Source organism: Rhodovarius crocodyli, assembly GCF_004005855.1.
In the GTDB taxonomy this organism is placed as follows: Bacteria; Pseudomonadota; Alphaproteobacteria; order Acetobacterales; family Acetobacteraceae; genus Rhodovarius; species Rhodovarius crocodyli.
On sequence record NZ_SACL01000001.1, the window covers coordinates 921,563 to 939,886 of the forward strand.

General features: G+C 68.7%; 16 protein-coding genes. 11 read left to right on the plus strand and 5 right to left on the minus strand.

Translation table 11 applies throughout. From position 1 onward, the window contains the following. Positions 1-6: 6 nt before the first annotated feature. Both EOD42_RS04425 and EOD42_RS04430 read left to right on the plus strand, forming a co-directional pair. Entirely contained in the window at positions 7-966 is a 960-nt protein-coding gene (locus EOD42_RS04425) for a Bug family tripartite tricarboxylate transporter substrate binding protein (protein WP_127786238.1), read from the plus strand. 17 nt (positions 967-983) lie between these two features. Further along, positions 984-1,955 carry a Bug family tripartite tricarboxylate transporter substrate binding protein gene (locus EOD42_RS04430; protein WP_164867777.1) on the plus strand — a complete coding sequence of 324 codons (972 nt, stop codon included), beginning with the start codon at positions 984-986 and terminating at the stop codon, positions 1,953-1,955. A gap of 131 nt (positions 1,956-2,086) precedes the next feature. Here EOD42_RS04430 and EOD42_RS04435 read toward each other — a convergent pair whose 3' ends face one another. Together EOD42_RS04435 and EOD42_RS04440 are read right to left on the minus strand one after the other, a co-directional pair. Next, positions 2,087-3,517, minus strand: coding sequence for an NAD(P)-binding domain-containing protein (locus EOD42_RS04435; protein ID WP_127786240.1), 1,431 nt, complete (start codon positions 3,515-3,517; stop codon positions 2,087-2,089). A gap of 50 nt (positions 3,518-3,567) precedes the next feature. After that, positions 3,568-4,629, minus strand: a complete 1,062-nt coding sequence (locus EOD42_RS04440) for a LacI family DNA-binding transcriptional regulator (protein WP_127786241.1) — start codon at positions 4,627-4,629, stop codon at positions 3,568-3,570. Positions 4,630-5,005: 376 nt separating this feature from the next. On the opposite strand from EOD42_RS04440, the gene EOD42_RS04445 reads away from it, so the two are divergent. From EOD42_RS04445 to EOD42_RS04460, 4 genes are all read left to right on the plus strand, one after another. Continuing rightward, complete coding sequence (locus EOD42_RS04445) at positions 5,006-6,388, plus strand: LLM class flavin-dependent oxidoreductase (protein WP_127786242.1); 1,383 nt, start codon at positions 5,006-5,008, stop codon at positions 6,386-6,388. A 66-nt stretch (positions 6,389-6,454) separates the two neighbouring features. Further along, positions 6,455-7,414: a tripartite tricarboxylate transporter substrate binding protein gene (locus EOD42_RS04450; protein ID WP_127786243.1), complete on the plus strand. Its 960-nt coding sequence runs from the start codon at positions 6,455-6,457 to the stop codon at positions 7,412-7,414. 11 nt (positions 7,415-7,425) lie between these two features. Next, positions 7,426-8,790, plus strand: a complete 1,365-nt coding sequence (locus EOD42_RS04455; RefSeq protein WP_240654882.1) for an acyclic terpene utilization AtuA family protein — start codon at positions 7,426-7,428, stop codon at positions 8,788-8,790. 1 nt (position 8,791) lies between these two features. After that, a complete protein-coding gene (locus EOD42_RS04460; protein ID WP_127786244.1) occupies positions 8,792-9,109 on the plus strand; it encodes a DUF4387 domain-containing protein in 318 nt (105 codons plus the stop codon). Between the two features lie 262 nt (positions 9,110-9,371). On the opposite strand, the gene EOD42_RS04465 is transcribed toward EOD42_RS04460, so the two are convergent. Then, positions 9,372-11,504 carry a malate synthase G gene (locus EOD42_RS04465; RefSeq protein ID WP_408902130.1) on the minus strand — a complete coding sequence of 711 codons (2,133 nt, stop codon included), beginning with the start codon at positions 11,502-11,504 and terminating at the stop codon, positions 9,372-9,374. A 130-nt stretch (positions 11,505-11,634) separates the two neighbouring features. Here EOD42_RS04465 and EOD42_RS04470 point away from each other — a divergent pair, with 130 nt between their 5' ends. Then, complete coding sequence (locus tag EOD42_RS04470; protein ID WP_127786246.1) at positions 11,635-13,140, plus strand: gamma-glutamyltransferase; 1,506 nt, start codon at positions 11,635-11,637, stop codon at positions 13,138-13,140. A 169-nt stretch (positions 13,141-13,309) separates the two neighbouring features. Here EOD42_RS04470 and EOD42_RS04475 read toward each other — a convergent pair whose 3' ends face one another. Further along, positions 13,310-14,269 carry a Bug family tripartite tricarboxylate transporter substrate binding protein gene (locus EOD42_RS04475; RefSeq protein WP_127786247.1) on the minus strand — a complete coding sequence of 320 codons (960 nt, stop codon included), beginning with the start codon at positions 14,267-14,269 and terminating at the stop codon, positions 13,310-13,312. 96 nt (positions 14,270-14,365) lie between these two features. On the opposite strand from EOD42_RS04475, the gene EOD42_RS04480 reads away from it, so the two are divergent. Beyond that, complete coding sequence (locus EOD42_RS04480; protein ID WP_127786248.1) at positions 14,366-14,995, plus strand: peroxiredoxin; 630 nt, start codon at positions 14,366-14,368, stop codon at positions 14,993-14,995. Here the strand turns inward: EOD42_RS04480 and EOD42_RS04485 are convergent. Then, complete coding sequence (locus tag EOD42_RS04485; RefSeq protein WP_127786249.1) at positions 14,992-15,435, minus strand: RrF2 family transcriptional regulator; 444 nt, start codon at positions 15,433-15,435, stop codon at positions 14,992-14,994. The genes EOD42_RS04480 and EOD42_RS04485 overlap by 4 nt on opposite strands. Before the next feature lie 78 nt (positions 15,436-15,513). Between EOD42_RS04485 and EOD42_RS04490 the strand changes: the two genes are divergently transcribed. Genes EOD42_RS04490 through cysE form a run of 3 tightly spaced genes read left to right on the plus strand, consistent with a single transcriptional unit; the run spans position 15,514 to position 18,127 of the window. Beyond that, the gene (locus EOD42_RS04490; protein ID WP_127786250.1) at positions 15,514-16,524 is read left to right on the plus strand and encodes a cysteine synthase A; all 1,011 of its coding nucleotides are present in this window, start codon (positions 15,514-15,516) and stop codon (positions 16,522-16,524) included. Beyond that, entirely contained in the window at positions 16,512-17,486 is a 975-nt protein-coding gene (cysK, locus tag EOD42_RS04495; protein WP_127786251.1) for a cysteine synthase A, read from the plus strand. Before EOD42_RS04490 ends, cysK begins: the two co-directional genes overlap by 13 nt. Further along, the gene (cysE, locus tag EOD42_RS04500) at positions 17,486-18,127 is read left to right on the plus strand and encodes a serine O-acetyltransferase (RefSeq protein ID WP_127786252.1); all 642 of its coding nucleotides are present in this window, start codon (positions 17,486-17,488) and stop codon (positions 18,125-18,127) included. Before cysK ends, cysE begins: the two co-directional genes overlap by 1 nt. Positions 18,128-18,324 lie beyond the last annotated feature (197 nt).

Here is an 18,324-nt window from a genome sequence, read left to right on the forward strand (position 1 = left end):
GGAATCATGTTCACGCTCACCCGGCGCGCCCTGGGTGCGTCCGCGCTGCTGGCTACGCCGGCGCTGGCGCAAAGCGGCTTCCCCGCCCGCAACGTCACCATCGTCGTGCCCTTCGCGCCCGGCGGCAGCACGGATGTCGTCAGCCGCCTGATGGCGGAGCGCATGACCCAGACGCTGGGCCGCCCGGTGCAGGTGGAAAACCGCCCGGGCGCCAACACCGTCATCGGCGCCGAATACGTCGCCCGTGCCCAGCCCGACGGCTACACGCTGCTCATGTCCTCGGGCACGACGCTGACGATCAACCCGATCATCCAGCGCAACCTGCCCTACAGGATCGAGGATTTCTCCCCGATCAGCCTGGCGACGACATACCCCTTCGCCGTCATCGCGCGCCCGGATGGCCCGCGCAGCGTGCAGGAGCTGATCGACCGCGCCAAGGCGCGCCCCGGCACCATCACCTATGGCCATAACGGCCCCACCACGCTGACCAACGTGGCCATGCTGATGGTGCTGGAGAAGCTGGGCCTGCGCATGCAGGACGTGACCTATCGCGGCGATGCGGCGGCGATGAACGACTTCGTGGCGGGGAACCTGGACTTGCTGGTGGTGGCCGGCAGCACGGCGGTGCCGGTGCAGCGCAACGGCCAGGGCCGCATCCTGGGCTGGACCAGCGCGCGCCGCATGCCGCAGACCCCGGACGTGCCGGCCTTCGCCGAATTCGCGCCGGGGCTGGAGGCGCTGAGCTGGTTCGGCCTGCTGGCCCCCGCCCGCACGCCCCAGAACGCCATCGACACCCTGCACAACGCCGCGAAGGAAGCCCTGACCGACGCCCGCCTGAAGGAGCGCCTGGACGCGGAGGCGCAGACCATCATCGGCAGCACGCCCGCCGAATTCGCCCAGTTCCTGTCGCAGCAGCAGGAGCTGTGGCGCCCCACTCTCGCGCGCATGGAAGTGCCGCTGAACTGATGACCCGAGGAAACGCCATGCCCACCATCACCCGCCGCGCCGCGCTGTCCATCGCGGGCGCCACCCTTGCGGCCCCCGCGCTTGCCCAGGCCTGGCCCGCGCGCCCGGTGCGCTTCATCGTGCCCTATACCCCCGGCGGCACCACCGACATCGCGACGCGCCTGCTGGCGGAGCCACTGGGCCGCGCGCTGGGCCAGCCCGTGGTGGTGGAAAACCGCCCGGGCGCCAACAGCATCGTGGGGGCTGCCGCCACCGCCGGCGCGGCGCCTGACGGCTACACCTTCGCCATGGTGCTGCCGGCCCATGCCGCCAACGCCACCATGCAGGCCGGCCGCCTGCCCTTCGACGTGCTGACCAGCTTCGCGCCCGTCACGCTCATGGTCACCTCGCCGCTGGTGCTGGCCGGGGCGAAGCAGATCCCGGCGCAGGACCTGCGCGGCTACATGGAGTATGTCCGCCGCAATCCGGGGCGGGTGAACTACGGCTCCTCGGGCATCGGCGCCACGGCCCACATGGCCATGGAAATGCTGAAGATGAAGACCGGGCTGCAGATGGAGCACGTGCCCTATCGCGGCACCCAGCCGGCCCTGGCGGATTTGATGGCTGGGCATATCGGGCTGATGTTTGACACCATCTCGGGCCTCAAGCCGCATTTCGAGTCCGGGGCGATCCGCAACCTGGGCTTCTCGGCCGAGGCGCGCCCCAGCTTCGCGCCCGATGTGCCCACGCTCGCCGAGGCCGGGGTGCCCGACGTGATCGCCAGCACCTGGTGCATGGTGCTGGCCCCGGCCGGCACGCCCGCCGCCATCACGGAAAAGGTCGCCGCCGAAACCCACCGCATCGTGCGCGAGCCGGCCATGGCCGCGCGGCTGCATGATCTGGGCTTCATCCCCGAAGGCACCGACCCGGAACGCACCGCCAGCTTCCTGCGCAGCGAAGTGGAACGCTGGGGGGCGGTGATCCGCGCGGCGGATATCAAGGCAGAGTAATAAACGTTCTTTTTTGTAAAAAAGAACCAAAAAATTTTTAATAATTAGCGGGATGGGGCCCTTCCCATCCCGTTCCGCGCAAACTTGCAAAAGTATTTTTGCTTCTTTTTCTACAGAAAAAGAAGGTTATTCTACTCCGCCGCGATCCGATCCGCCTGCAATTCCACCTGCACCGTGTCATACGCCCGCAGATCCGCATACAGCCGCGGCAGATCCGCCTGGAACAGCCCGCGCGTGACGCCCGCCGCCACGCGGGGTGCCGCGATCGACATCGCGTTGATGCTGCTGCCGGCCGGGCCGAAGCTCATGGTGGTGCCGATGCCGAACAGGTGGATGTCGCGGATCCAGGGCGTCTCGCCGGGCACGCGCTCCTCGAAGCTGCTGTCGGCCGCCAGATAGGGGAACTGGCCCAGCCGCTCATTCGCTTCCTCGGGCGGCGGGGTGTAGCGGTCGTTCCAGGCGGCGATGTTGTGGGCGCACTCGGCCAGTTCAGGGCATAGGGCGGGGTCCATTTTCACGCCCGTGCCGGTGATGAGGAAATCCGCCGTGAAATCCCCGCGCGGGGTGCCCAGCACCACGCGGCCGCCCTCGATGCGCGCGGCCTCCCACGGGCGGCCGATATGCATGGTGAAGTTCGGGTGCGGCAGCACGCGGTTGTAGTGCTCCTGCGCGAAGCCCTCCCGCAGGCCCAGGATGTAGGACATGAAGCGCCAGCGCCATTCGTCCGGCATCTCACCCATATGGCGCAGGAAGCCCGCGAAGGTCAGCCAGCGATAGGGCTGCACCACCATGGGCTCCACGCGGCGGCAGAACAGATGCACCTCGGCCGCGCCGTTCTCCAGCGCGACGGCGGCGTTGTCGAAGGCCGAGGCGCCGGCGCCCAGCACGGCCACCACCTTGCCGCGCAGGGCACGGAAGTCGATCTCCTCATTGGTGTGGGCGCGGAACTGTGCGGGCAGGGCCGCCAGGTGCGGCGGCATCCACCAGCCGCCGACACCCTCCTGGCCCGTCGCGAGCACGATCTTGCGCGCGACCATCGGGCCCTCGCTGGTCTCGACATGCAGCGCGGGCAGGTCGTCGTCGGTGCGGGTGGGGGTGATGCGGCCGGCCGAGACGCCGTTGCGCACCGGGATCTGCGTGACGCGGCGGAACCACAGCAGGTAGTCGTTCCAATCTTCCTTCGGGATCCAGGTCAGCGCCTCCCAGCTCGGCAGGCCGTAGCGGGCCTCGTGCCAGGACTGGTAGGTGAGGGAGGGTGTCTTGAGATCGGGGCCGGTCTGGTCCTTCAGGCTGCGCAGGGCGCGCATGCGGGCATAGGTCACCCAGGGGCCCTCGCGCCCTTCGGCCGCGCGGTCGATGCACAGGATGTTGTCGACGCGGTCGCGCTTCAGCGCATGGGCCACCGCCAGGCCGCATTGCCCTGCGCCGATGACCAGCGCATCCAGCACCGGCACGCCGCGCGCGGTCTTGGCCTGCAGCCAGGGCGCACGGGGGTGGGCGGTCAGGTCGAGGTCACGGCGGACATCGGCTTCGAGTTCGGCGAGGTTGCGCGGTGCGGGCATGGCCGGAACCTACGCCCGGGCGCACGGGCGCCTCAACCGCCGGGGAAGTTTCAGGCGCCCGGCACGCGCGCCGAGCGCCGCACGATCAGGCGCCCGCGCAGCTGCACTGCCTCATCCGGCAGCGACGGGTCGCGGATGCGCGCCATCAGGATATCCAGCCCCCGGTGCACCATCGCCTGCAAGGGCTGCGCGATCGTGGTCAGCCCATAGGGCGGGTGGGAGGCGGCGGCGATGTTGTCGAAGGCCACCACCGAGATGTCCTCGGGCACGCGAATGCCGGCGATGCGCAGCGCGTCCATCGCACCCATGGCCATCACGTCACTGATACCGAAGATCGCATCCGGGCGGCGGTTGGGGGGCAGCTTCGCGATCTCCTGCCCGCAGGCGAAGCCGCCGTCATAATGACCGCCGCCATCCATCCGCATGGCGGGCTCCAGGCCGAGCGCCGTCAGCTGCTCCACGAAGCCGCGCACGCGCTCCATGCCGGTGGAGCTGCGGGCCGGGGCCTGCACCATGGCGATGCGCCTGTGCCCGCCCTCGACCAGGAAGCGCGCGAGTTCCCGCCCGCCCTCGGCATTGTCGCAGGCAACGGCGGAGGCATGCAGGCGGGGGATGCGGTTGACCATCACCACCGGCACGCCGTTGGCGGCGCAGATGTTGACGGCGTTGGAGGACAGCTCGGCCGAGGTGATGATGCAGCCGTCGACCTGGTATTGCAGCAGGGCCTCGGCGGTGCGGTCCTCGATGGGGCCGCCGCCGGCATGCACGATCAGCAGCCGCATGCCGCGGGCCGCGGCCTGGGCGACCGCTTCTTCCAGCAGCTCGGAGTAGAACGGGTTCTGCACGGAGCCCAGCACGATGCCCAGCAGCCCGCTGCGGCCGGAGGACAGGGTGCGCGCGAAGGCGTTGGGCGTGTAGCCCGCCTTGGTCGCCAGGGCGGCGATGCGGTTGCGCGTCTCCTCCGAGATGCGCGGGTCGTTCTTCAGCGCGCGCGACACGGTGGAGGCCGAGACGCCCGCCAGCTGCGACAGGGTGACGATGGTGGCCCGGCCCTTGGAAGGGCTTTGGGACCGCGCACGGGGGATAGCGCCACGGGCGCTGGGAATTGCCATGCCTTCGCGCATAGCGGGCTTTGCATGGCATGAAAAGCACAATGCGCGGCCATGGCATGGAGCGCGCAAACATAATGCAAATTCGTGCCTGATTTTGCACTGACCACGTGCTGCACCGCCGCAGAACATGAGGGTTCAGCTTGTGCGAACGATAGCACAAATTATCTGGACAGCCTGCCGCGTCATCCCTAGTGTCGGCGCCAAGCGGGCATGCATACGCCGCGCATCACGGAGGAAAACGGGCCAACCCCGAATGCCTCCGGCTGTGCCTGGCGCATGCACCCCCTCCCGCACCGCCCTTCGGCAGCACTTCCTGCCGCAACAAGCACGATTGCCGCGCTTTTCGCGCAAACGTTACATCTACGGAGGAAACCACATGCCGCAGGGAAAACCCCGCCAGATCAAAATGGTGGGCTTCATGCAGGCGCAGAACTGCTCCATCGCGCCCGGTTCCTGGCGCCACCCGGCCAACATGATGGACTTCCTGACGCCGGAGTATTTCCAGCGCATCGGCCGCGTGCTGGAGGAAGGCAAGTTCCACCTGGCCTTCTTCGACGACCGCCTGGCCATGCCGGACATCTTCACCGACGACCACCGCGAAGCCGTGGAGAACGGCATCCGCGTGGTGAAGATGGACCCCATCTCCATCCTGACCGCCATCGGCATGGCGACAAAGCGGCTGGGCCTCGGGGCCACCTACTCCACCACCTATTACGAGCCGTTCCACGTGGCGCGCCTGTTCGCGACGCTGGACCTGATGACCAAGGGCCGCGCCGCCTGGAACGTCGTCACCTCCCTCAACAGCTCCGAGGCGGGGAATTTCGGCCGCACCGAGCACCTGGCCCATGACGAGCGCTATGAGCGCGCCGATGAGTTCGTCGAGGTCGTGCTGGGCCACTGGGACAGCTGGGAGGACGGCGCGCTGATCATGGACAAGGCCAGCGGGCGCTTCGCCGATGGCTCCAAGGTTCATGCGCTGCGGCACCAGGGCAAGTATTTCAGCAGCCGCGGGCCGCTGTCGGTCCCGCGCTCCCCCCAGGGCCATCCGGTGCTGATCCAGGCCGGGCAAAGCGGCCGGGGCCGCCAGTTCGCCGGGCGCTGGGGTGAGCTGATCTTCGTGGTCTATCCCAACCTCGCGGCCGGAAAGGCGCAGTATGCCGCGCTGAAGCAGGCCGTGGCGGACGCAGGCCGCGACCCCGCCAGCGTGAACGTGGCCCCCGCCTGCTATGTCTGCGTGGCCGAGACGCGCGCGGCGGCGGAGGAGAAGCGCGAATACATCCGGGCGCTCGCCAAGCCGATCGACGCGCTGGTGCTGCTGTCCGAGGCGCTGAACTTCGACTTCGGCTCCAAGGACCTCGATTCCGAATTCACGGATGAGGAGCTGAAGCGCATCTCCTGGACCGGCTTCCGGGACCGGGTGGTGATGCTCTCGGGCAAGGCGAACCCCACCGTGCGGGACTTCGTGCATTTCTCCGGGCGCGGCACGATCGGCGAGTTCCCGATCTTCTGCGGCACGCCCCAGGACGTGGCCGACCAGATGGAGGAATGGTTCACCACCCCCGCCTGCGACGGCTTCGTGCTGGCGGCCACCCACACGCCCGGCGCCTTCGAGGATTTCACCCGATACGTGGTGCCCGAGCTGCAGCGGCGCGGCCTGTATCACCAGGACTACGCGGGCGACACGCTGCGCGAGAACCTGGGCCTGCCCAAGCCCGCCGCCGGCGACTGGCGCCTGGTGAAGCCGCGCAGCGCGGCCTGACCCCATCGCCGCGCGGTGGGCCTGCCGCGCGGCGCCAAACACAAAAAACCTACCGGGATAACGTCCATGAACATCACCCGCCGTGCCGCCTTCGCGGCCACCCTTGCGCCGCTTGCGGCGCCGGCCCTGGCCCAGGATGCCTGGCCCAGCCGCACCGTCCGCATCGTCGTGCCCTATGCCCCCGGCGGCGGCACCGATGTGACCACCCGCGCCCTGGCCGAGGCCATGGGCAGCCGCACCGGCCATGGCTTCGTGGTGGAGAACCGCGCGGGCGCCAATGGCGTGGTCGGCACCGAGGCCGTGGCCCGTGCCACCCCCGATGGCTACACCTTCGGCGCGCAGACCAGCACGCACATCATGGCGCGCCAGCTGGTGAACCTGCCCTATGACCCCGTGACCGACTTCCAGCTGGTGTCGCTGATGGCGCGCTATCCGCTGGTGATGATGGCCAGCAACCGCGCGCCCTTCCAGGACATCCGGGGCATGCTGGAACAGGCCCGCAATACCCCGGGCGGCATGGCGCAGGGCACGTCCGACGCGCAGTCCAGCTTCGCCGCGCGCAACTTCGCCAAGCGGGCGAACATCGAGCTGAACGAGGTGCCCTATCGCGGCAGCGGCGCCTATCTGGCGGATCTGACCGCCGGCCACCTGCCCATGGCCTGGGGCAGCCCCGCCACCGCCCGCGCCCTGGTGCAGTCCGGGCAGATCCGCCTGATCGGCGTCACCTCTCCCGAACGGTCGCCCTTCCTGCCGGATGTGCCCACGCTGAGGGAAGCGGGCGTGACCGGGGCCGACTTCATCGGCTGGTTCGGCCTGCTGGCCCCCGCCCGCACCCCCACCGAGATCACCAGCAAGTTCAACCAGGCACTGAACGAGATCATCGCGACCCCGGCGATGCGCGAGCGCTATGCCAGCCTCGGCAACGAGTTCGCGCCGATGAACCTGGAGCAGCTCGCGACCCTGATGCGTGAGGACGACGCGCGCTGGATCGCCGCCGCCCGCGAAGGCCTGATCACCCGCCAGTAAGGACACGGACCTTGAAGGAATATCGCCTTCTCTCGACCAGCGGCATCCTCGGCTACGGCTATGCCGAGGAATCGCTGAAGATCGGCATGGAGCGGCAGCCGCATGTGATCGGCGCCGATGCCGGCAGCACCGACCCCGGCCCGTTCTACCTGGGCAACGGCACCAGCTTCACCTCCCGCCTCGCGGTGAAGCGCGACCTGCGGCTGATGCTGATCGCGGCGCGCGCCGCCAAGATTCCCTGCATCATCGGCACCTCCGGCGGGGCGGGCGGTGAGCCGCATCTGGAATGGCAGGCCGAGATCGTGCGCGAGATCGCGCGGGAGGAGAAACTCTCCTTCAAGATGGCGCTGATCCATGCCGAGCCCGACCGCGAGGACCTGGTGGCGCGCGCCGCCGCCGGGCTGACCAGGCCGCTGGCCAACATGCCGGAGCTGGACGCCGACCGCATCCGCCGCGCCAAGCGCATCGTGGCCATGATGGGCCCCGAGCCCTTCATCAAGGCGCTGGACGCGGGCGCGGAAGTCATCCTGGCCGGCCGCAGCAGCGACCCCGCGCAATGGGCCGCCGCCGCCATCCGCGCCGGCATGGACCCCGCCCCCAGCTGGTACGCCGGCAAGATGCTGGAATGCGGCGCCGAGCCCACCACGCCCAAGGAGCCGGACTGCCTGCTGGTCACGATCAAGGACGACTACCTGATCTGCGAGCCGCCGAACCCGATCCGCCGCTGCACGCCGCTGTCGGTCGCGAACTTCGCCCTGCATGAGAATTCCAGCCCCATCCACCATGTGGAGCCGGGCGGGCTGCTCGATACGTCGAAGGTCAGCTTCGACATCGAGACCGAGCGCGCGGTGCGCGTCAGCGGCATGACCTGGACGCCCCGCCCCTATACCGTGAAGCTGGAAGGCGTGGAGCTGGCGGGCTTCCGCGCCATCACCATCTGCGGCACGCGCGACCCGGTGCTGATCAGCCAGATCGACAGCTACCTCGACACCCACCGCACCAAGGTGCAGGCCAAGGCCGCGGCCTTCGGCGTGCCGGCCGACAGCTACACCATGGTTGTGCGCACCTATGGCAAGGATGGCGTGATGGCGGATTGGGAACCCATCAAGCAGATCACCAGCCATGAGCTGGGCTTCGTGATCGAGGTGGTGGCCCAGGACCAGGACACGGCCAACGCCGTGATCGCCATGGCCCGCACCAGCATGCTGCACGCGGACTTCCCCGGCCGCCTATGCAAGGAAGGCAACATGGCCTTCCCCTTCTCGCCGTCCGACATCGAACTGGGCCCGATGTACCAGTTCAGCGTGTTCCACACCCTGGCGCCGAAGGACCCGTGCGAGCTGTTCCCCATCGAATACGAAACCGTCAGGAACTGAGATGCCCAAGATCCGAGAGATCGCGCAGATCTGCAAAAGCAAGAATGCCGGGCCCTTCCTGGTGACCATCGACATCCTGTTCGAGGACCCGGCCCGCTACCGCGCCGTGAAGGCGACCGGCGTGATCACCGAAGCCCTGTTCGCCAAGCTGTACGGGGTGAAGGAAAGCGACGTGCTGCTGACACCCTACGACAGCGCGAACGCCTTCAAGGCCACGCTGCCGCGGCAGGTGCCGGCCGGGGGGATCGGGGATACGGATGTGTATGGCGCCCAGCAGCACGCGCCGCTGCTGGATGTGGAGGTGCCGATTAATTTGTGAGGTGGATGCGGGGGCCTTGCCCCCGGAGCCCCCACCGAGGGGCGCTGCCCCTCGGCTCCCCGCCAGGAGATCATATCTCCTGGACCTGAAAGAAGTTTGGCGCCTTACCCGGGTGGGTATGGCGCCAATTTTTATATAAAAATCAATCAGAAACACGCTACCAAGCTGAAGTGCCAAACTCCCCGGGGTCCAGGGCCGCTACGGTCCTGGCAGGAGTCCAGGGGGCAGAGCCCCCTGGTCGGGTCCGGGGCAAAGCCCCGGATCAGGCCGCCTTGGCCTGCCGGCGCCGCTCCGTCAGCACGAACTCCGTATAGCCGTTCGCCTGTTCCGCGCCCTTCAGCACCAGGTCCAGCGCGCCCAGATAGGCAGCCCCGTCGAAGCCCGGTGCCATCGGCTTGTAGGCCGCGTCACCGGCGTTCTGCACATCCACCACGCCGGCCATGCGCTGCATGGTTTCGGTCACCTGCTCGACGCTCACCACGCCATGCTTCAGCCAGTTGGCGATGTGCTGGGCGGAGATGCGCAGCGTCGCGCGGTCTTCCATCAGGCCGACATTGTTGATGTCCGGCACCTTGGAGCAGCCGATGCCCTGGTCCACCCAGCGCACGACGTAACCCAGGATGCCCTGGGCGTTGTTGTCCAGCTCCTGCTGGATCGCGCTCGGTTCCCAGTTGGTGTCGAGGGCGACGGGCACGTTCAGCAGGTCTTCCAGCTTGCCGCGGCGGCCGCCGGCGGCGATCTCGGCCTGGCGCTCCTGCACGTTCACCTGGTGATAGTGCAGGGCGTGCAGGGTGGCGGCGGTGGGCGACGGCACCCAGGCGGTGTTGGCGCCGGCCTTGGGGTGGCCCACCTTCTGCTCCAGCATCGCGGCCATGGCGTCGGGCATGGCCCACATGCCCTTGCCGATCTGGGCCACGCCGCGCAGGCCGCACAGCAGGCCCACATCGACGTTCCACTCCTCATAGGACTTGATCCAGGCCGTGCCGCGCATGTCGTTCTTGCGGATCATGGCGCCGGCTTCCATCGAGGTATGGATCTCGTCGCCGGTGCGGTCCAGGAAGCCCGTGTTGATGAAAGCCACGCGGTGCTTCGCGGCCCGGATGCAGTTCTTGAGGTTGACGGTGGTGCGCCGCTCCTCGTCCATGATGCCCATCTTCAGCGTGTGGCGCTCAAGCCCGAAGGCGTCCTCCACGCGGGTGAACAGCTCCTCGGCCCAGGCCACCTCGTCCGGCCCGTGCATCTTGGGCTTCACGATATAGACGCTGCCGGTGCGGCTGTTCAGGCGCTTGCCCTTGATGTCATGAATCGCGATGGCAACCGTGCACAGCGCGTCGATGATGGTTTCCGGCACTTCCTTGCCGTCCATCGTCACCGCGTCGGTCATCATGTGGTGGCCGACATTGCGCACCAGCATCAGCGACCGGCCGACGAGGGAAACGGCGCCCTGGCCGTCGGGCGCGGTGTATTCGCGGTCCGCGTTCAGGCGGCGGATCATGGTGCGGCCGGACTTCTCGAAGGACGCTTCCAGCGTGCCCTTCATCAGCCCCAGCCAGTTGCGATAGACGGCGACCTTGTCGGCCGCATCCACGGCCGCGACGCTGTCCTCGCAGTCCTGGATGGTGGTGATGGCGCTTTCCATCATCACATCGGCCACGCCGGCCTTGTCGTCCTTGCCGATCGGGTGATCGCGGTTGATCACGATCTCGGCGTGCAGGTTGTTGTGGCGCAGCAGGATGGTGTTGGGCGCCGAGGCATCGCCCAGATAGCCGGCCAGCGCGTCGGCCGCCTGCGGGCGCGTCACCACGCCGCCTTCCAGCGTCACGGCCAGGGCGCCGTCCAGGATGGCATAGCCGGTCGCCTGGGCATGGCTACCGGAGACCAGCGGCGCGATCTCATCCAGCACCGCGCGGGCGCGGGCGATGACGGCGGCGCCGCGCTCGGCGTCATAACCGGGCTTGCGCTCACCGGGGATGGCGTCGGTGCCGTACAGCGCGTCGTACAGGCTGCCCCAGCGGGCATTCGCGGCGTTCAGCGCGTAGCGGGCGTTGGAGACGGGCACCACCAGCTGCGGGCCGGCGATGCTGGAGATCTCGGGGTCCACCTTGGCGGTGTCCACGGCGAAATCCTCGCCCTCCGGCAGCAGATAGCCGATCTCACGCAGGAAGCGGGTGTAGGCCTCCGCGTCGATGGGCTTGGCCGGGAAGGTGCGGTGCCAGGCGTCGATCTTGGCCTGCAGCGCGTCACGCACGGCCAGCAGCTCCGCATTGCGCGGCGCCATCTCCTTCAGGATCGCGGCTGCCGCTGCCCAGAAGGCATCGGGCTCGATGCCCGTGCCGGGCAGAGCCTCATCGGCCATGAAACGGGCCAACTCATCGGCCACCTGAAGTCCGTGCATTTCGGGCATATCCAGCCTCCCCCGCTAACCGATCCGCCATACGGGCAAAGTGGCACGCGGCCAAGGGGTTCCCGTGGGGGTTGCTTGCCCGGCCGCGCGGGTGAAGCATGCGGGAAACGGAGAAACCGCCATGCCCTATACCCCGCCCGAGCACACCATTCAGCATTGGCAGGTGCGCAAGCCCGCCGCCCGGGGCAAGGGTGGCATGGTCGCGAGCCAGAGCCGCGATGCGGCCGAGGTGGGCCAGCACATCCTGCGCGCCGGCGGCACGGCGGCCGATGCGGCGGTGGCCGCGGCCTTCGCGCTCGCCGTGGTGGAGCCCTGGAACAGCGGGTTGGGCGGCATCGGCTTCACCCAGGTGATGAAGCCCGGCGGCAAGCCGGAGACCTTCGATTTCGGCCCCGTCTCACCACGCGGCCTCGACCCCTCCGCCTACAGGTTGACGGGCAGCGTGGCGTCCGACCTGTTCGGCTGGCCCGAGGTGGTGGGCGATGTGAACATCCATGGCGCGAAAAGCTTCGCCATTCCCTCGGCCGTCGCCGGCTACAGGCTGCTGCATGAGCGCCACGGCCGCATGCCGATCAAGGAGCTGCTGGAACCCGCCGTGGCGCTGGCGAAGCGCGGGCTTTCCAAGGACTGGTTCACCACCGTGAAGGTGGCCGCCAGCGCGCCCATCCTGAAGCTGTATGAGGAATCATCCCGCATTTACCTGCCGGGCGGCATGCCGGTGATCGGCCCCTATCAGGGCAAGCCCGGCTACTTCCGCCAGGGCCGCCTGGCCGACACGCTGGAACGCCTGCAGCACGCGGGGCTCGACGATTTCTACAAGGGCGACGTGGCGCGCGCGATCGTGGCCGATGTGCAGGCGATGGAGGGTTTCCTCTCGGCCGAGGATCTGGCCCACTGCGAGGCCCGCGTGCTGCCGGCCATCCTGCGCGAATGGAAGGGGCGCACCCTGGCGCTGGCGAACGGCCTGACCGCCGCGCCCACCCTGCTGGAAGTGCTGCGCCAGATGGAGAAGGTGCCCTATGGCGCCGTGCCGGATGCCCAGTGGTACGCGGCCCTGGCGCGGGCCATGCGCGCCGCCTATGCCGACCGCCTGGCAGGCTTGGGCGATGCCGAGCCCGCGGCCGCCGAAAGCTGCACCACCCACCTGACCGTGGCGGACAAGGACGGGATGATGGTCTCCATGACCACCACCCTGCTGTCCAGCATGGGCAGCCGCACCGTGCTGCCGGGCACGGGCATCCTGATGAACAACGGCATCATGTGGTTCGACCCGCGCCCCGAGGCGAAGAACGCCATCGCCCCCAGCAAGCGCCCGCTGTGCAACATGTGCCCGGTGATCGCGCTGAAGGACGGAGAGCCCGAGATCGCCGTCGGTGCCTCCGGCGGACGGCGCATCATGGCCGCGGTGTTCCAGATGTACTCCTATGTCGCGGATTTCGGCCTGGACCCGGAAGCCGCCGCCCACCTGCCGCGCCTGGACGTCAGCAGCCCCGAAGGCGTGACCGCCGACCGCCGCCTGGGCCCCGATGTGCGGGGGGGCCGGGGCTTTGCCCCGGACCCCACCAAGGGGCTCCGCCCCCTGGGACCCCCGCCAGGAGCCAGTGGCCCCTGGACCCCCTCGAGTTAACTGAAAGTGTGGGGAAGGGGCTGTGAAGGACCGGTGGGTCGGGGGGCGCTCTGTGCCCCTTCCCCACACTTTCAGCTCCCGGTTTCCAAAGGCCTTTCGGCCTTTGGTGGGGGTGCCGGGGGCAAAGCCCCTGGCTGGGGGTTCGGGGGCGACGCCCCCGGTCCAACCCTCAGTCCGGCAGCAGCCGTGCCCGTTCGATCACCCCGGCCCAGCGTGTGGCGTCGGCGCGCAGGCGTTGGCCGAGGTATTCGGGCCCGGTGTCGGAGGGTTCGATGCCCAGGGCGTTCAGGTGGCCGGCCAGTTCTTCGTCGCGCAGGGCTTGGCGCAGGGCGGTGTTGATCTTGGCCACCAGTTCCTCGGGCGTGCCGCGCGGGGCGAACAGGCCGTGCCAGCCCACGGCGTCGGCGTTGTTCAGGCCGGCCTCGGCGAAGGTCGGCACATCCGGCAGGGCCTGGGTGCGGGCCGGCGAGGACACGACGACGCCCTTGAGGCGCCCGGCCTTCACGTGGTCGGTCACGGCGCCGATGTTGATCATGACGCCTTGCAGGGACCCGCCCATCAGGTCCTGCAGGGCCAGGGCGCCGCCGCGATAGGGGGCGTGGGTCCACTGCACCTCAGACGCATCCTGAAGCTGCTGTTGCAGCAGGTGGGACAGGCTGCCGTTGCCCGGCGTGCCCACGGCGACGGGGCGGCCCTTCGCCAGTTCCACAAATTGCGAAAGTGTATTGACCGGGCTGTTGGCCGCCACGACCAGGATCTGCGGCACGCGCGCGGCCTCGGCCACCGGGGTGATATCCTCCACCGGGTCGAAGTTCAGGCGGCGGAACAGACCCTTGTTGATGGAGAGGCTGTCGCTGCCCGCGCCCAGCACGTAGCCATCGGGGCGGGCGCGCACCACGGCCTCATAGCCGATGTTGGAGCCCGCGCCGGGCAGGTTTTCCACCACCACGTTCTGGCCCAGCACCGGGCCCATGTGGCGGGCGAACAGCCGCGCCACGATGTCCTGGCTGCCGCCCGGCGCCACGGGCACCAGCAGGCGGATGGGCTTTTCCGGCCAGGCCTGCGCGCGGGAGACGGCGGGCAGCGCCAGTACGGCGGCGGAGGCGGAGAGGAGGGCGCGGCGGAACATGCGGTGTAATTATCGCATTAAAACGCCTTGTCAACGTGATTTAGAAAAGGCACTCTCCAGACAGAGGAAAACCACTCACACGGCTTGGAGTTTTCGATGTCCTTGCAGCTTGGCCAGATCGTGCCCGATTTCGAGGCCGAGACCACCCAGGGCCGTCTCCGCTTCCATGAATGGATCGGCGACAGCTGGGCGGTCCTGTTCAGTCATCCCAAGGACTTCACGCCCGTCTGCACCACCGAGCTGGGCGAGACCGCCCGGCTGAAGCCCGAGTTCGACCGCCGCAACACCAAGGTGATCGGCCTGTCGGTGGATACGCTGGACCGCCATGCCGGCTGGGAGGCCGACATCGCGGAAACCCAGGGCCACGCCGTGAATTTCCCGATGATCGCGGACCCGGAGCGCAAGGTCGCCACGCTCTACAACATGATCCACCCGGAGGCCGACCCGTCCGTGACGGTGCGCGCGGTCTATGTGATCGACCCGAAGAAGAAGCTGCGCCTCAGCTTCCTGTATCCGCCCTCCACCGGGCGCAATTTCCAGGAAGTGCTGCGCGTGATCGACAGCCTGCAGCTGACCGACCGCGCGAAGCTGGCCACCCCGGTGAACTGGCAGCCCGGCCAGCGCGCGATCATCGTGCCCAGTGTTTCGGACGAGGACGCGAAGCAGCTGTTCCCGCAGGGGTGGGACGCGGTGAAGCCTTACCTGCGCTACGTCGAAACGGCTTAGATCACGAAGCTGATCGGCTCGCTCGGCGCCGGCGTCAGGCCGGCGGTCGCGGCGCGCCGCACCAGCCTGTCCAGCGTGATGGCGTCGAAGCGCGCCAGCGTCTCCTCCTCCATCTCCGCCCAGAAGGGTGCGACGACCTGGGTGAACAGCGGGCTGCTCTCACCCTCGTCCGCTTCCTCCTTGCCGGCGATGACGGCGCGGATGATCTCACCCACCGAAATGCCCCGGCGCGGCCGCGCCAGGCGATAGCCACCCGAAGGGCCACGCGTGGAATTGAGCACCCCGGCACGCGACAGCGGTTGCAGGATGGGCTCCAGCCCGCGCCGGGCCAGGCCCAGCCGTTCCGCTATGTCGGCGGCGGAAACGGTGCCCCGCCCGCCGTGCAGCGCCACATCCACCACCACCGCGATCGCCAAAGCCGGCCTTCCTTGCAGCAGCATTCCTGAACCCCCTCTGTGAAACGCGGTGTTTCCCACCCATAATACACTCACTCGGTTCGTGATAAGGGAGAACCGCCGGTGGATACGCCCGTCGATACCAAAAAATCCCCGATCGCCGCAGGTCTGCTCGGCGCCATCGGCAACACCCCGTTGATCCGGCTGGAGCGCGCGAGTGCGGCCACCGGATGCGACATACTCGGCAAGGCCGAGTTCATGAACCCCGGGGGCAGCGTGAAGGACCGCGCGGGCCTCGCCATCATCCAGGACGCCATCGCCCGCGGCACGCTGGCGCCCGGCGGCACGGTGGTGGAAGGCACGGCCGGCAATACCGGCATCGGCATCACGCTGGTGGCCAACGCCCTTGGTATTCGCAGCGTGATCGTGATGCCGGAAACCCAGAGCCAGGAAAAGATCGACTTCCTGCGCATGATCGGCGCCGACCTGCGGCTGGTGCCGGCCAAGCCCTATAAGGACCAGGGCAACTACGTCCATGTCTCCCGCCGGCTGGCGGAGGAGAATGGCTGGACCTGGGCCAACCAGTTCGACAATTTGGCCAACCGCGAGGGCCACCGCCTGACCACGGGCCCCGAGATCTGGGAACAGGCGGGCGGGCGCATCGACGCCTTCACCACCAGTTGCGGCACGGGCGGCACGCTGGCCGGCGTGGCCATGGCGCTGAAGGAACGCGACCCCAACATCCGCGTGACGCTCGCGGACCCGATGGGCAGCGTGCTGTATTCCTGGAAGACCAACGGCACGCTGGAAATGTCCGGCGGGTCCGTCACCGAGGGCATCGGCCAGGGCCGCGTGCCGGAAAACCTGAACGGCGCGCCGATCGACGACGCGCTGCAGGTGACCGATGAGGAAGCCCTGGCGCAGGTGTTCGACCTGACGCAGCACGAAGGCATTTGCATCGGCGGCAGCGCCGGGATCAATGTGGCCGCTGCGATCAAGGTGGCGAAGCGCCTCGGGCCCGGGCACCGCGTGGTGACCATCCTGTGTGACGGCGGCGCGCGCTATCAGTCGAAGCTGTTCAACCCGGAATTCCTCCGTTCCAAGAACCTGCCGGTGCCGCCATGGATGCTCTGACCCCTTCACCCGCCACCTTCCGCAACCGCATCTATGACAGCGTGCTGGACACGGTGGGCGCGACCCCGCTGGTGCGCCTGCCGCGCATCTCGGCCGAGGACGGGCTGAAGGCCGACCTGCTGATGAAGCTGGAGTTCTTCAACCCGGCGGGGTCCGTGAAGGACCGCATCGCGCTGGCCATGGTGCGCGCCGCCGAGGCCGCGGGCACCATCAGGCCCGGCCATTCCGTCATCATCGAGCCGACCTCGGGCAATACCGGCATCGGGCTGGCCTTCGTCGGCGCCGCGCTGGGTTACCGGGTGATCGTGACGATGCCGGAAGGCGCCTCGATCGAGCGGCGGCGCATGATGCGGCTGATGGGCGCCGAGTTGGTGCTCACGCCCTCCGCCCAGGGCATGGGCGGCGCCATCGCCAAGGCCGAGGAGATCGCGGCCAAGACCCCCGGCGGCTGGATCGCGAAGCAGTTCGACAACCCCGCCAACCCCGACATCCACGCCGCTACCACGGCCGAGGAGATCTGGGCCGACACCGCCGGAGAGGTGGACATCATCATCGGCGGCATGGGCACCGGCGGCACCATGACGGGCATCGCCCGCGCGCTGAAGCCCCGCAAGGCAGGGCTGAAGGTGCTGGGCATCGAGCCCGCCGAGAGCGCCATCCTGCACGGCGACGACCCGGGGCCCCACGGCATCCAGGGCATCGGCCCCGGCTTCAAGCCCCGCGTGCTGGAACTGGATCTGCTGGACGGCGTGGAGACCGCCACCGAGCGCGACGCCATCGCCACCGCCCGCCGCGCCGCCCGCACCGAGGGGCTGGCCATCGGCATTTCCTCCGGCGCCTGCCTGGCGGTCGGGCTGCGCCTCGCGGCCCTGCCGGAAAACACCGGCAAGCGCATCGTCTGTATCACCCCCTCCTTCGCGGAACGCTACCTCTCGACGGCGCTATTCCAAGGATTGGAGTGATGGAACTCATCGAACTCGGCCGATCGATACGGGACAGAGACCCCGCCCGGCCCACCTGGTTCGAAGTCATCTTCAGCTACCCCGGCGTGCATGCGGTGCTGTGGCACCGGCTGGCCCACCGCCTCTACGGCTGGGGCCTGCCCGGTGCCGGGCGCTTCATCTCCCACCTCTCCCGCTTCCTGACCGGCATCGAGATTCACCCGGCGGCCCGCGTCGGCCGGCGGCTGTTCATCGACCACGGCATGGGGGTGGTGATCGGCGGCACGGCGATACTGGGCGACGACGTCACGATCTATCAGGGCGTCACCCTCGGCGGCCTCAGCCTGAAACCCGGCAAACGCCACCCGGACGTGCTGGACGGCGCCGTGATCGGCGCCGGCGCCCATGTCCTCGGCCCCATCACCGTGGGCCGCAAGGCGCGCGTGGGCGCCAACGCCGTGGTGGTGGAAGACGTGCCCGAAGGCGTGACGGTGGTGGGCATCCCGGCCCGCGCACCGGCGCAGAGCACGGGCGCCACCGTGGGCTACGGCATGCCACGCGACCGCGACATCGACCCGCTGGGCGAGGAAATCGCCCAGATCCGCGCCGAGCTGGAAGCACTGAAGGCGCGGATGGAGACGAGGGTGGCTGCTGGGGGGTGAGGCGCACCCGGGGGTTTCACCCCCGGACCCCGACCAGGGCTCTGCCCTGGACCCGCCAGGAGCCTGTGGCCCCTGGACCCCCATGAGTTATCCGAAAGGTTGAGGAGGGGGCAGCAAGCGGCCCCCTGGCCCAACACGCGCCACCCGCCCCCTCCTCAACCTTTCGGCTCCCGGTTTCCAAAGGCCCTTCGGCCTTT

Coding starts and splice junctions, on each gene's coding strand:
- EOD42_RS04425 (WP_127786238.1), top strand. CDS start 7: ATGTTCACGCTCACCCGGCGCGCCCTGGGTGCGTCCGCGCTGCTGGCT.
- EOD42_RS04430 (WP_164867777.1), top strand. CDS start 984: ATGCCCACCATCACCCGCCGCGCCGCGCTGTCCATCGCGGGCGCCACC.
- EOD42_RS04435 (WP_127786240.1), bottom strand. CDS start 3,517: ATGCCCGCACCGCGCAACCTCGCCGAACTCGAAGCCGATGTCCGCCGT.
- EOD42_RS04440 (WP_127786241.1), bottom strand. CDS start 4,629: ATGGCAATTCCCAGCGCCCGTGGCGCTATCCCCCGTGCGCGGTCCCAA.
- EOD42_RS04445 (WP_127786242.1), top strand. CDS start 5,006: ATGCCGCAGGGAAAACCCCGCCAGATCAAAATGGTGGGCTTCATGCAG.
- EOD42_RS04450 (WP_127786243.1), top strand. CDS start 6,455: ATGAACATCACCCGCCGTGCCGCCTTCGCGGCCACCCTTGCGCCGCTT.
- EOD42_RS04460 (WP_127786244.1), top strand. CDS start 8,792: ATGCCCAAGATCCGAGAGATCGCGCAGATCTGCAAAAGCAAGAATGCC.
- EOD42_RS04465 (WP_408902130.1), bottom strand. CDS start 11,504: ATGCACGGACTTCAGGTGGCCGATGAGTTGGCCCGTTTCATGGCCGAT.
- EOD42_RS04470 (WP_127786246.1), top strand. CDS start 11,635: ATGCCCTATACCCCGCCCGAGCACACCATTCAGCATTGGCAGGTGCGC.
- EOD42_RS04475 (WP_127786247.1), bottom strand. CDS start 14,269: ATGTTCCGCCGCGCCCTCCTCTCCGCCTCCGCCGCCGTACTGGCGCTG.
- EOD42_RS04480 (WP_127786248.1), top strand. CDS start 14,366: ATGTCCTTGCAGCTTGGCCAGATCGTGCCCGATTTCGAGGCCGAGACC.
- EOD42_RS04485 (WP_127786249.1), bottom strand. CDS start 15,435: ATGCTGCTGCAAGGAAGGCCGGCTTTGGCGATCGCGGTGGTGGTGGAT.
- cysK (WP_127786251.1), top strand. CDS start 16,512: ATGGATGCTCTGACCCCTTCACCCGCCACCTTCCGCAACCGCATCTAT.
- cysE (WP_127786252.1), top strand. CDS start 17,486: ATGGAACTCATCGAACTCGGCCGATCGATACGGGACAGAGACCCCGCC.